Source organism: Nakamurella alba, assembly GCF_009707545.1.
Classification (GTDB): Bacteria; Actinomycetota; Actinomycetes; order Mycobacteriales; family Nakamurellaceae; genus Nakamurella; species Nakamurella alba.
The window spans coordinates 509,899-522,866 of sequence record NZ_WLYK01000008.1; the positions used below are offsets into that span (position 1 = coordinate 509,899).

Annotated in this window: 7 protein-coding genes; 3 read left to right on the top strand and 4 right to left on the bottom strand. The window is 71.9% G+C overall.

Annotated elements, in window-relative coordinates; translation table 11 throughout:
• Positions 1 to 139 precede the first annotated feature (139 nt).
• Positions 140 to 1,747, bottom strand: coding sequence for an amino acid permease (locus GIS00_RS20065; RefSeq protein ID WP_322098196.1), 1,608 nt, complete (start codon positions 1,745 to 1,747; stop codon positions 140 to 142).
• A gap of 136 nt (positions 1,748 to 1,883) precedes the next feature.
• Positions 1,884 to 2,795: a phosphotransferase gene (locus GIS00_RS20070; RefSeq protein ID WP_196073373.1), complete on the bottom strand. Its 912-nt coding sequence runs from the start codon at positions 2,793 to 2,795 to the stop codon at positions 1,884 to 1,886.
• A gap of 327 nt (positions 2,796 to 3,122) precedes the next feature.
• Here GIS00_RS20070 and GIS00_RS20075 point away from each other — a divergent pair, with 327 nt between their 5' ends.
• Positions 3,123 to 5,591, top strand: a complete 2,469-nt coding sequence (locus tag GIS00_RS20075; RefSeq protein WP_230313811.1) for a GcvT family protein — start codon at positions 3,123 to 3,125, stop codon at positions 5,589 to 5,591.
• A gap of 841 nt (positions 5,592 to 6,432) precedes the next feature.
• Positions 6,433 to 6,744 (top strand): DUF3263 domain-containing protein, encoded by a 312-nt coding sequence (locus GIS00_RS20080; RefSeq protein WP_154770181.1) that lies wholly within the window; start codon positions 6,433 to 6,435, stop codon positions 6,742 to 6,744.
• Between the two features lie 151 nt (positions 6,745 to 6,895).
• Here GIS00_RS20080 and GIS00_RS20085 read toward each other — a convergent pair whose 3' ends face one another.
• Together GIS00_RS20085 and GIS00_RS20090 are read right to left on the bottom strand one after the other, a co-directional pair.
• On the bottom strand, positions 6,896 to 7,828 hold the full coding sequence (locus tag GIS00_RS20085; RefSeq protein WP_154770182.1) for a CDP-alcohol phosphatidyltransferase family protein: 933 nt from the start codon (positions 7,826 to 7,828) through the stop codon (positions 6,896 to 6,898).
• On the bottom strand, positions 7,828 to 8,571 hold the full coding sequence (locus GIS00_RS20090; RefSeq protein WP_154770183.1) for a phosphatidylserine decarboxylase: 744 nt from the start codon (positions 8,569 to 8,571) through the stop codon (positions 7,828 to 7,830). The genes GIS00_RS20085 and GIS00_RS20090 overlap by 1 nt, the downstream gene beginning before the upstream one ends.
• A 393-nt stretch (positions 8,572 to 8,964) precedes the next feature.
• On the opposite strand from GIS00_RS20090, the gene GIS00_RS20095 reads away from it, so the two are divergent.
• Positions 8,965 to 12,855, top strand: a complete 3,891-nt coding sequence (locus GIS00_RS20095; RefSeq protein ID WP_154770184.1) for an NACHT and WD repeat domain-containing protein — start codon at positions 8,965 to 8,967, stop codon at positions 12,853 to 12,855.
• Positions 12,856 to 12,968 lie beyond the last annotated feature (113 nt).

The window sequence follows — 12,968 nt, forward strand, 5'->3', positions numbered from 1 at the left end:
TGCCTTCCGCGCGTGCGAGGGGCGCGCGCCACTTGTGGCTCTGACGGATGCTGCGGGCGCACGACCTCCCGGACGCAGCCCGGGGGGTCGTGCGCTCGCAGTCTACGAAGGCCGGGTGGGATCCGGCATCCTGGCCGGGTCAGCCGCCGTGGGCCGACCCGCCGCGCTTCTCCAGGCCGATCTCGTCGGAGGACGAGACGCCGGCCGGCAGGTCGACGGTGGTCTTGGGCCCGGTGAACCACTTCTTCACCGACACGTGCCAGAAGATCCAGAGCAGGATCAGCGCGCCGCCGACCAGCAGCGGGGTGTAGTTCACGAACTTCCACTCGAAACTGGAGTCCCAGGGCATTCCGCCGGCCGAGGTCGGGAAGAGCGCCACGATCGAGGTCAGCACGATCTGGACCAGTGCGATCGCGTTGATCCACTTGTACTTCCGGCCCAGGTTCCACTTCCCGACCGGGAACCTGTCCCCCATCCGCCAGCGCAGGAAGATCGGGATCGCGAAGCACACGTACAGCCCGACCACGCCGATGGACACGACGGCGAAGAAGGCCACCGGTACCGGGGCGCCGTTGATGTCCACCTCGACCAGCGCGGGCAGCGTGATGATCGCGGCGACCACCGCGCAGAGCAGCACCCCCTTGGCCGGCACCCGGCTGCGGGACAGCGAGGCCCACTGCTTGGCACCGGGCACCGCGCCGTCCCTGGAGAACGCGAACAGCATCCTGGAACAGCTGGTCAGGCAGGCGACAGTGCAGAAGAACTGGCCCGCGGTGGAGATCAGCAGCACGACGCCGGCCCAGCCGGAGGTCAGCGCCTGGCCGAAGATGACGGCCACGCCGCCACCGCCGGCGGAGACGCCGTCGATGTCCTGCACTGCGAAGAGGAAGGACAGCAGCAAGATCCAGCCGCCGATCGCCGAGTAGAAGATCGACCGCCAGATGCCCTTCGCCGCGGCGTTCGCGGCGCTGCGGGTCTCCTCCGACAGGTGCGCGGAGGCGTCGTAGCCGGTGATCGTGTACTGGGTGAGGATGGCCGCCATCGGCAGCACGTAGAGCAGGAAGCCGAAGCCGGAGGTCTCGCCGCCGAACAGGCCGGTGTTGTTGACCAGCGTGCCGAAGACGTCACCCGCGCTCGCGTGGTGGTCGGGGACGACCACCAGCACCAGCACCACGATCAGCGCGCCGGCCACGTGCCACCAGACCGAGACGTTGTTCAGGATCGCCAGCAGCTGACTGGAGAAGATGTTGACCACCGCGGCGATCGCCAGGATCGCCAGGAAGATCAGGAACACCCGGTACAGGCTGTACCCCTCGGCCCAGGACTCGCTGAACGTGCTCAGCGTCAGGTCCAGGAAGGTGGCGCAGCCGTAGGCCACCGATGCCACGATCGCGATCAGGCCGATCAGGTTGAGCCAGCCGGTGTAGTAGCCGGCCTTCGGGCCGCCGAGTTTCGCTGCCCACCAGTAGATCCCGCCGGAGGTCGGGTACGCGGAGACCAGCTCCGACATGGAGAACCCGATGAGCAGGATGAAGATCGAGATGATCGGCCAGCCCCAGGCGATGGCGGCCGGTCCGCCGTTGTTCCAGCCCAGTCCGAACGAGGTGAAACACCCGGCCAGGATGGAGATGATGGAGAACGAGATCGCGAAGTTGGAGAAGCCGGACCAGCTGCGGTGCAGCTCCTGCTTGTAGCCGAGCGAGGCGAGATGTGCTTCGTCGTCGGACAGTTCGGGTGCGGTCGCCACGGGACACTCCTTCGGGGGCCTGGGGGAGCAGGGACGGGCAGGGCGGTGGCGCTGACTGCGGACCGGAGACGGATCCGGGATGTCGGGAATGACGGGACGGGGTGACGGGACCGGTGGAGCGGCGCGGACCGCGGAGCTAGGGACCGGCGCCGGCGGCGGCCCGCAGCAGCGAGGGCAGAGCCGTCGCGGTGAAGGTTCGCACCGCCCGCTCGTATTTGTCCATGGTCCATTCGGTCAGATCCACGGCGGGCGTCATCGCGTGCTGCCGGATGACACCCCACAGCGTCCAGCCGTACCGGGCCAACAGCGTCTGCAGCCGGCAGCGGGCGGGCATCCGCGGGTCCGCGGTGCCGAAGTACGCGATCGCCAGCGCGTCGGCCGCGTCGTCGTCCAGCAGCGACTCCCCGGCGATGTTGCCGATCTCGAAGCTCGGGTCACCGGTGCCGGCGTACTCGTAGTCGATGATCCACAGGCGGCCGCCGTCGTCGATGAAGTTCGCCGCGAGCAGGTCGTTGTGGCACGGCACCGCGGGCGGCGGGTCCAGGGCGAGCACCCGGACCACCTCGGCGCAGGTGTCGAGGTGGTCGGTGTACCCGGCGGGCAGCGGCAGCCCCAGCCGCACGCAGGTCGACAGGTATTCCCGCTGCCGGACGGCCATGTCGAAGGTGCCCAGGAACGGCGGCGCCGAGTGCAGGGTGCGCACCGCCGCCGCGATACGCGGGAGCATTGCCGGGTCGCGGACGTCGGCCTCGGTGAGGGTCCGGCCGGGCACGAAACGCACCACCAGCACGCCGTCGTCGGGCCGGAAGTCGAGCACGTCGGGCGCGATCCCGGTGCTCGCCGCGGCCCGGCTGTTGTGGTCCTCGGCGGTGCGGTCGATGGCCAGCAGCGCGCCGGTCGGGTCCGACAACCGGGCCACCGCGGACGTCCCGGGCAGGTCGACCCGCAGGTTGCGGTTGGTCAGGCCGCCGGTCAGTTCGGAGACGACCCGGTCAGGCGTGGCCAGCAGCGGGACGGCGTCCAGGCGCTGCAGCAGCGCCTCGTCCACCGCACCGACCACCGTCCACCGACTTCCGCTGCTGGAAAGGACCTGCCCGTTGGCGGGATGGTAGACAGCGGCACGCCCCCGGTCCAGACCCCGCGCCCGCCGGTGATCCGGCCACGGCGCAACGGATCTCGTCGCCGTGGCCTCCCGCCGCTCCCGGTTTGCCTCTGACTGCCGGCGAGAGGCGATGTCCTGCAGCATCTGTCGGGAATAGGGGTGGCGACGGAATCGGTTGGCCGGCAGGTGGGTGTGGACGGGCCCCGGTGCGGGCGCTAGCGTCGCCGGAGTCGATCATCACGCGGCTGCTCCCGCCGCGGAAGGAGCACGCGGATGTCCGTCGCCCCGGGACCCGGCACCGACCTGCCCGACCGCGCCCGGATCGTGGTGATCGGCGGCGGGGTCGGCGGCGCGAGCATCGCCTACCACCTGGCGCAGCGCGGAGAGCGCGATGTGTTGCTGCTGGAGCGGTCGGAGCTCACCAGCGGATCGACGTTCCACTCGGCGGGCATGGTCGGGCAGCTGCGGTCCGATCCCACGCTGACCCGGATGAACATGTACTCGGTGGAGCTGTACCGGGAGCTGCAGGCGGGGGAGAACCCGCCGGGCTGGACCGAGACCGGCAGCATCCGGCTGGCGTCCTCGCCGCTCCGCCTGGAGGAGCTGCGCCGGCAGCTGGACTGGGCGCAGGTGGTCGGGCTGCCGATGGAGCTGATCACCGCCGGGCGGGCGCAGGAGCTGTTCCCGCTGATGGACACCGACGGCGTGCTGGGCGGGGTCTACCTGCCGACCGACGGGCACGTCGACCCGTCCCAGCTCTGCTACGCCCTGGCCGCCGGCGCCCGCGCGGGCGGGGTGCGGGTCGAGCAGCGCACCCGGGTCACCGGGATCGACGTCCGGGACGGTCGGGTGCACGGCGTCCGGACCGACCGCGGCGACGTGGCGTGCGAGATCGTGGTGGACGCCGGCGGCATGTTCGCCGCCGAGATCGGCCGGTTGGCCGGGGTGCGGATCCCGCTGCTGCCGATGGCCCACCAGTACCTGGTCACCGACGTCGTCCCGGTGCCGGGCGGGATCGAGCTGCGCTCGTTGCCGTCGCTGCGCGACCCGGACCTGCTGGTCTACTTCCGCCCGGAGGGCCAGGGCCTGCTGATGGGCGGCTACGAACGGACCCCCGAGGCGTTCTCCGCCGGCCGGGACCGGCTGGACGCGGTGCCCGCCGATTTCAACGGCAAACTGCTGGCCGAGGACTGGGAGCGGTTCGCCGAGATCGCCGACAACGCCCGGATCCGGGTGCCGGTGATGGACCGGGTCGGGGTGCGCCGGGTCATCAACGGGCCCGAGGCCTTCACCCCGGACAACGAGTTCTGCCTGGGTGAAACGGATGTCGACGGGTTCTTCGTCTCGGCCGGATTCTGTGCGCACGGCATTGCCGGGGCCGGCGGGGTCGGGCGGCTGATGGCCGACTGGGTGCTGGACGGCCGCCCGTCTGCCGACGTCCGGCACATGGACGTGGCCCGCTTCGGCCGGCAGTTCGCCTCGCCGTCCTACACCTACGACCGGATCGTCGAGAACTACTCGACCTACTACGACGTCCGGCTGCCCGGCCACGAGCGGACCGCCGGCCGGCCGCTGCGCACCTCGCCTGCCTACCCCTGGCACCGCGAGCACGGCGCGGTGTTCGGCGAGAAGGACGGCTGGGAGCGGGTGCTCTTCTACTCCACGCCGGTGTCGGACGGCGCCGACCTGCCGGTACCGAGAGGCTGGGCCGGAGCGAACTTCTCGCCCGCGGCTACGGCGGAACACCTGGCCTGCCGTGGATCCGCGGCGGTGTTCGACGAGTCCTCCTTCGCGAAGCTGCGGATCACCGGTGCTGAGGCGGCGGTGTTCCTGGACCTGGTGTGCGACAACAGGATCGACCGGGAGGTCGGTGCGGTCGTCTACACCCAGCTGCTCAACGAGCACGGCGGGATCGAGGCGGACGTGACGGTGTCGCGCCGCGGACCCGAGGAGTTCCAGCTGGTGACCGGCACCGCGTTCGGTGCGCACGACGGTGCCTGGCTGCGGCGGCAGGCCCGGCGGACCGGGTCCGCGGTGCGGATCGACGACGTCACCTCGGCGCTGGGCTGCTACGCGCTGTGGGGCCCACGGGCGCGGGAGGTGCTGCAGCCGCTCACCTCCACCGACCTGTCCGACGCCGCATTCCCGTACCTGACCGGGCAGGAGCTGACGATCGGCGCCGTGCCGGTGTGGGCGCAGCGGGTGACCTACGTCGGGGAGCTCGGCTGGGAGATCTACGCGCCGGCCGAGTACGGCGCCGGGCTATGGGCACAGCTGGCCGCCCTGCCCGGCGTGACGCCCGCCGGCTACCGGGCCATCGAGTCGCTGCGTCTCGAGAAGGCCTACCGGGCCTGGGGTTCGGACCTCACCTCGCGGACCACACCGCTGGAGGCCGGGCTCGGATTCTGCGTCGCCTGGGACAAGCCGGACTTCCTCGGCAAGGCGGCGCTGCTCCGGCAGCGCGAGGAGGGTCCGGCGCAGCTGCTGCGGACGCTGGTGGTCGAGGACCCGACGGCCGTGGTGCTGGGCGGCGAGCCGGTAAGGGTGGACGGCACCGTCGTCGGCCGGGTCACTTCCGGCGGGTACGGCTGGACGGTGCGCAGCTCCATCGCCTTCGCCTACCTGCCGTCGGCGATCCGGCCCGGTGCACAGGCCGAGATCTCCATGTTCGGCACCTGGTACCCGGCGGAGGTGCGGGCCGGTGCGCTGCACGATCCGCGGAACACCGCGGTCCGCAGCTGAACGGCGCTCCCTCCAGGCACCTTCGGCGACGGGCCGAGCCGGGCGGCGTGGTTGCCAACCTCCGATCTGTGCCGTCCGCCCGCGGAGTCCGCGGGGGAAGGGCGCGGGTCGCATGGCCGGGTCGGGCGGCATCGTTGTCGACCTCCGATCTGTTCCGTTCTCCCGCGGAGTCCGCGGGGAGAGGGCGCGGGTCGAATGGCCGGGTCGGGCGGCGTGGTTGTCGACCTCCGATCCGTGCGGTCTGCCTGCGGGTTCCGCGGGGAAAGGCCGCGGATCGAGCGGTCGACCGGGCGACGCTCCCGCCGGCCGCCTCGCCCTGGCGGCAGCGTTGTGGACCTCTGATCCGTGCCGTCCGCCCGTGGGATTCGCGGGGAAAGGGCGCAGATCGGTGGGCCGGGCGGCGTGGTTGTCGACTCTGATCCGTGCGGGTCTGCCTGCGGGTTCCGCGGGGAAGGGCGCGGGTCGAATGGCCGGGTCGGGCGGTGTGGATTCCCAAACCTCCGATCCGTGCCGTCTGTCCGCGGAATTCGCGGGGAAAGGGCGCAGATCGGAAGGTGGCCAGGCGGCATCGGTGTCGAAGGAGGACGGGCATGGGTCGGTTGTTGCCGGGCGGACGCCCGCCCGCGGCACGCCCGGGCGAGGCGCGAGTGACAGATGTGACCAGTGAGCACACAGTGATCGAAGGGGCTGATCAGGGCCGGTGTGGCGCGCCGGGGACACGCCGATGCGCTGGACCCTCCGCCGCTCGCGTGACACCATGACGGACGAATGACAGCTGTGTGATTCACCCGTGCCGTGCGTCCCCCACAAGGACGCCGCTGCGGGTGCGAGGGAGGACTTCATGGACAGCGCCGCGCGATCCACCGGCGACGGTGCCGCCGACTCCGGCGCGGTCGGGGAGACCGGCCTGGGCCGGCGCGACCGGGAGATCCTCGCCTTCGAGCGGCAGTGGTGGCAGTACGCCGGGCTCAAGGAGCAGGCGATCAAGGAGATGTTCGACCTCTCGCCCACCCGGTACTACCAGGTGCTGAACGGCATCATCGACAACCCGGCCGCCCTCGCCGAGGATCCGCTGCTCGTCCGCCGGCTCCGCCGGCTGCGCACCACCCGCCAGCGCGCCCGCTCGGCCCGCCGGCTCGGCTTCGAGGTCTGACACCACCCGACCCGGATCTGATCCGGCGTCGGATCTGCCCGGGCGTCGAGATCCGGGATCGTCGGCGTCCGGCGGACCCGACCTGTGCCTGCTCCCGCCGACCGTCCTCCTGCCGGCGGACGCCGATCGAACGCTCTCGACCCGGGTCGGGTCAGCGCAGCCGCCGCCGCGGCCGGTTGGTGCGGTTCTGGCCGGGAATCCCGCGCCGCCGACTGACCTCCAGCGGTGTCCCGTCCGGGGCCCGCCCCGCCACCCGGCGCCGCTGCGGCATCCGGACCGACAACCGGATCCGCCGCCCGCTGCGGCCCGAGCGGGTGCGCACCGTGGTCTCCCAGAGCTCGGGGTGGGTGCGCAAGTGCACGTACTTCCAGCCGGCGTACGGCAGGTGCAGCAGGTAGACGCCGAGCCCGATGCTGAGCACCAGCTCCGGCTCGAAGAAGAGCGCGGCCACCGCGATCACCAGCACGATCAACAGCGGGGTGATGAAGCGTGGCGCCACCCGGACGGACTTCAGCGCGATGCTGGGCAGCCGGGACACCGCGAGCACGCCGATGAACACCAGCCAGACCGCGTTCAGCCAGTCACTGCGCAGCCATTCCAGGCCCGGGAACCGGTTGGCCAGCACCAGCGGCACCAGTGCGAGCAGGCCGGCGGCGGGGGAGGGCACGCCGGTGAAGAAGCCCTTGGCCCACGGCTTCGGCTCGTCGTCGTCCAGCAGCGAGTTGAACCGGGCCAGCCGCAGCGCGATGCAGACGGCGTAGACCAGGCAGCAGACCCAGCCGAAGGACCGCGGTGCGTTGAACGTCCAGATGTAGAGGACCAGCGCCGGTGCCACGCCGAAGGAGACCAGGTCCGACAGCGAGTCCAGCTCCGCGCCGATCCGGCTGGTGGAGTTCAGCAGCCGCGCCGTCGGCCCGTCCAGCGAGTCCAGGATCGCCGCGAGACCCACCGCACCGACCGCCATCAGCCACGAGATCCGGCCCTGGTTCGCCAGTTCGGCGAAGTAGAAGGCGGACAGTCCCGAGCACAGGGCCAGGACGGTGATCGCGTTCGGCAGGAACCGGACGCCGGGGACGGTGGCCATCAGCTCCCGGCCAGCCGAGCGACGACCGTCTCACCGCCGATCGTCCGCTGGCCGAGCGCGACCGCGACGGTGGCGCCCGCCGGCAGGTAGTGGTCCACCCGGGACCCGAACCGGATCAGGCCGTAGGTCTCGCCGGTGTGCACCGCCGCGCCCGGAGCGGTCCCGCAGACGATCCGTCGCGCGACGAGCCCGGCGATCTGGGTGACGACCAGTTCCTCGCCGCCGTCGGCGGGTGCGATCACCACGGAGTTCCGTTCGTTGACCTCGCTGGCCTTGTCCAGGTCGGCGGACAGGAACTTGCCCGGCTTGTAGGCGACGGCGGTGACGGTGCCGTCCAGCGGGATGCGCTGCACGTGCACGTCGAAGACGGAGAGGAACACCGAGACCCGGGTGCGGGGCACGGCGGGCAGGCCGAGCTCCGGCGGCGGGACCGCCTCCTCGATCAGCGAGACCAGGCCGTCGGCGGCGGCCACCACCAGGCCGCGTTCGGTCGGTGCCACCCGCTTCGGGGCGCGGAAGAAGGCGGCGGACGCCGCGGCCAGCACGGCGCCGGTGCGTCCGACGAACCGACCGGAGCGGCGCAGGCCGACCAGCCGGAGCAGGAAGCGGGCGCCGGTCGATCCGGCGAGGATGCCCAGGACGATGGGACGACCGCCCGGGTGCATCGGCGGGACGGTGCTGCGGACGAGGGCGGCCAGGTGCGATCCGCCCCCGTTGCCACTGGTGGACCCTGGGGAGGTCATGGTCTCCTGCTCGTCGTCGGCCGGTACGGGTACACCGGGGCTCCGGTCGTGTCCTCCCTACGCTAGCGGAGGCACTCGGCGGGTCCGGTTCCTGTCGGTGCACGACGACCCCTCGTCGCGTCGGGCACCCGTCGGCTGACGGCCGATCCCATGCAAACGCCGTCACGGTGCTGCGGACAAGTGCGCCGGGTGAACTCCGAACGATCCCGAACGGTGTTTCGCCGTTCGGCGGTACAGCCCGACAGTGATCGTTGGGCAGTCGGTGTGACGGACCGTCGGGGTGATCGACCACCGCCGCACGATCGGGTAGAACCGACATTCCGGACGCGAATGACACCGTTTCGCAAGCCGCGGAGTTTCGCACACTGTCCATGACGCGCCAGGGGGAACGCGATGGTCGATCTGCCGAGCGCGGGGCCGCCCGCCGACCGGGCCGAGATGGTCCGGGTGCTCCGAGAACGCCGGGAGCGGGCCGGGCTGTCCGTCCGCGAACTGGCGGCCCGGGTGGACGCCCCGTTGGGCACCGTCGGTGGCTACCTGTCCGGCCGGCACCTGCCGACCACGGCCCAGCTGCCGCTGTTCCGCCGGATCCTGGTCCAGCTCGGCGTCCCGGCGCAGGACCAGGACGCCTGGCTGGACCTGGTCGGCACGCTCCGCCGCACGTCCGGGCCACGGATCACCGATGCGCCGTACCGGGGACTGCTGAGCTTCGAGACCGGCGACGCCGGCTGGTTCTTCGGACGTTCGGCGCTGGTCGACCAGTTGCTCCGGCTGGCCACCGACCGCACCGATCCGCGACCGCTGGTGGTGCTCGGACCGACCGGCTCCGGCAAGTCCTCGGTGCTGCGGGCCGGGCTGCTGGCGGGCTGGCCCGGTTCGCGGGCACTGATCACCCCCGGGCCGGACCCGTTCGGCCCGCTCGCCGCGGCCCGGGACGTGCTGGCCGCCGGTGACGGGCTGGTGGTGATCGATCAGGTCGAGGAGATCTTCGTCCGGCTTCCCGATCCGGAGGCGCGGCAGCGGTGGGCGGCGGCGGTGACCGATCCCGCGTCGTGGCCGCCCGGCACCCGGGTGGTGTTCGGGCTGCGCGCCGACTTCTTCGTCGCCGCCGCCTCGGTGCCGGCGCTGGAGGCGCTGCTGCACGACCGGCAGGTGCTCGTCGGACCGATGGGGGTGGAGAACCTGCGGTCGGCCATCGTCGGCCCGGCCGCCCGCGCCGGGCTGGCGATCGACGACGACCTGGTCCGGGTGCTGTTGGACGACCTGCTGCTGCCGGACGGGCGGGTGCACGTCGCCGGAGTGCTGCCGTTGCTGTCGCACGTGCTGCTGGCCACCTGGCAGCGCACCGGCGGATCCCGGCTGACCCTGGATGCGTACCGCGACACCGGCGGGCTGGAGTCGGCCGTCCAGCAGACCGCGGAACAGGTCTGGGCGGACCTGCCGGGCGAGGACGAGCGCCGGCTGGCCCGGGGCCTGCTGCTGCGCATGGTGCATCTCGAGGAGCACACCGCGGACGCCGATCGCGGCCTGCCGGAGGCGGTGACCCGGCGTCGCGCGCCGCTGCCCGACGAGGCGGAGCGGGAGGTGCTCGAGCCGTTCGTGGCCCAGCGACTGGTGGTGATCGACGACACCGGGGTGTCGATCGCGCACGAGTCGCTGCTCACCGCGTGGCCGAGGCTGCGCGGGTGGGTGGACGAGGACCGGGCCGGGCTGCTGCTCCGCCGGCGGCTGCACGGGATCAGCCGGCAGTGGCAGATCGACCACGACGACTCGGGCCTGGTCCGCGGAGCTCGGTTGGAGGCCTACGAGGAGTGGCTGGCCGGCGGGGACCGCGCGGGTGAGCTGGACCGGCTGGAGCTCGAGTATCTCGACGCCGCGCGGGCGGCCGAGGCCGACCGTCGGGCCGCCCGGCGGCGGCAGGTCCGGCTGCTGCGCAGTGCCGTCGCGGTCGCGGTGGTGCTGGCCGTGGCCGCCTCCGTGCTGGCCGTCGTCGGGTTCACCGCCCGGGCCGACGCCGAAGCCGGGCGTAACGAGGCCGCGCAGTCCCGGGACCGTGCAGCCAGCCGTGAGATCGCCGGCTACGCCGCGGATCTGCTCGACTCCGATCCCGCGACCGCGGCCCAACTGGCGATCGCCGCGTACCGGATCTCCCCGACTCTGGAGGCACGGTCGACGCTGCTCGACATGACCGCCATGCCCATCCCGACGGTCTGGCCGGGCACCACCGGCAACTCCTACCTGGCGCTCTCCCCGGACGGCCGCACAGTGGCTGCCACCGACGCATCGACCGGTGGCTTCCGGTTGATCCGGACCAACCCGACCGCCGACGTGCGCTCGGCGCCGGTCGATCCCGTCGGATCGGCGGTGCTCGGTGCCGCTGCCCCGCCTGCGACAGGCACGGTCGCGGTGATCTTCACCCTTGTCTGGAGTCCGGACGGGACCCTGCTCGTGACCGGCGACGAGGATGGTGTCGTGCGGGTCTGGGATGTGCGGGATCTCGCCGTGCCGGTGCAGCTCGACGAGGAGCAGGTCTTCGCCTCCGGTGGTGCCCAGGCCATGGTCTTCACCCCGGACGGGTCGCGGCTGATCATCGGTGGGCCGGCCGGGACGAAAGCGACCGACAAACTTCCGGCGATGCCCGGCAGTCCTCTCCGCTCCTACCCGGTCGGCCGGGCCGGCCTCGGGGCGGCCGTGGATCTGATCGCGCCCACCATCGGGCCGGAGTCCCTGGTCCAGTCCCTGTCCATGTCGGCCGATGGGATGCTGGCGGTCGGCGGAGCCGACGGCACAGTGTCGCTCCGACCGGATGCCGGGAGCGGTCGACCGGGCCCGGCGGTCGAACCCGACCCCGATGCCAGTGGCAGCTCACAGCCGGTGGGAGCCCTGGCCTTCTCGCCCGACGGCCGGATGTTCGCCGCCGGGACGCGAAGCGGTGCGGTCCGGCAGTACGAGGTCGGCGCCACCGGAGTGTTGACGGACCTGCCGGACAACCTTCCCCGGTTCACCAGCTGGGTGAATGCGCTCGACTACAGCGCGGACGGTGCGGTGCTCGCCATCGGCAGCTCGACCTCGGAGGTCCGGATCAACCGGAGCTCCGACGGTGAGCAGCTCGCCACCTTCGGGCACCGTGGCGCGGTCACCGGCGTTGTCTTCGGGCCAGGGGACCGCTCCCTGCTGACGGTCGCGAACGATGGATCCGTCCGTCGGTACGGCTGGCCCGGACCGGTGGTCGGCCCCTTCGGGGCGACCGTCACCTATCTCGACTACGCCCCCGCGAACACGCTGCTCGTCGGTCCGGCGAAGGCCGAAGGCCGGGTGTCGGCGTGGGATGTCGCGGATCTGCAGTCCCCGGTCGAGGAGTTCATCACCGACGGGGCCGCGGTGCTCAGCGGAGTGGTGGCCGTCGACCGTGAGGGGGATCTGATGGCCGTCGGTCGCGCGGACGGGCAGGTGGCCCTCTACACGACGACCAGCACCGCAGCGGGCCCGGTCGCCGTGCTCCCCACCGGTGCCGACCCGGAGGTCGTGCAGCAGTCCATGGTCTTCTCACCGGACGGTCGCACGCTCTTCTCCGGTGGCGACGACCAGGTTGTCCACGTGTGGGACGTCTCCGCGCCGGAGGCTCCGCGCGAGCTCTCCTCGCTGCCCGGACTGGCCGGGTCGGTGTATTTCCTGTCGCTCTCGTCGGATGGGAAGCTGCTGGTGGCCACCATCGTCGCCGACAGTGGTGGCGGCGAGATCGTCTGGCACGTCGGCGATCCGGGCGCCCCGAGAGAGGTCGCCAGAATCGGGGACCTGCCCGGCTACGCGTTCGCCGGAGTGTTCAGCCCGGACGGATCCACCCTCGCCGTCACCGGCACCGACCGGACCGTCCACCTCTACGGTGTCTCGGCCCCGGGGGTCGACGGTGCCGTTGTGGTCACTCCCACCGGCCAACTGTTCGGACCCACCGACATGCTCATCTGGCTGGCCTTCAGCCCGGACGGGACAAGACTGGCGGCCGCGGGCAACGACGGCGCGGTCTGGATGTGGGACCTGACGGACCCGGTATCACCCCGTTTGATCGCGCGGCTGCAGGCCGCGGATTCCGCCCTCAAGGCGGTGGAGTTCGCCCCGGACGGCCGGTCCCTCGCTGCCGGTGGGGTCGATCGACGGGCGCATCTGTGGCTCAGCGACGCCGAGAGCGCCGCGACCTGGATCTGCGGCTCGGTGGGTGTGCGAATCAGCGAGCAGCAGTGGTCCGAGCTTCTGCCCGAGCAGAAGTTCGCCGCGCCCTGCCCCTGACCCGCCTTGATCTGCGCAGACGTCCTGCAACCAGTGAGCTATAGGTCCCTGTGTTGTGTCACGACTTCGCTGACACTTGATGTGTCAATACTTCGCTGACACTCGTGGTCATT

What these genes read in the sequence shown, in the direction of transcription:
- GIS00_RS20075 (WP_230313811.1), top strand. Translation starts at nt 3,123, where the DNA reads ATGTCCGTCGCCCCGGGACCCGGCACCGACCTGCCCGACCGCGCCCGG.
- GIS00_RS20080 (WP_154770181.1), top strand. Translation starts at nt 6,433, where the DNA reads ATGGACAGCGCCGCGCGATCCACCGGCGACGGTGCCGCCGACTCCGGC.
- GIS00_RS20085 (WP_154770182.1), bottom strand. Translation starts at nt 7,828, where the DNA reads ATGGCCACCGTCCCCGGCGTCCGGTTCCTGCCGAACGCGATCACCGTC.
- GIS00_RS20090 (WP_154770183.1), bottom strand. Translation starts at nt 8,571, where the DNA reads ATGACCTCCCCAGGGTCCACCAGTGGCAACGGGGGCGGATCGCACCTG.
- GIS00_RS20095 (WP_154770184.1), top strand. Translation starts at nt 8,965, where the DNA reads ATGGTCGATCTGCCGAGCGCGGGGCCGCCCGCCGACCGGGCCGAGATG.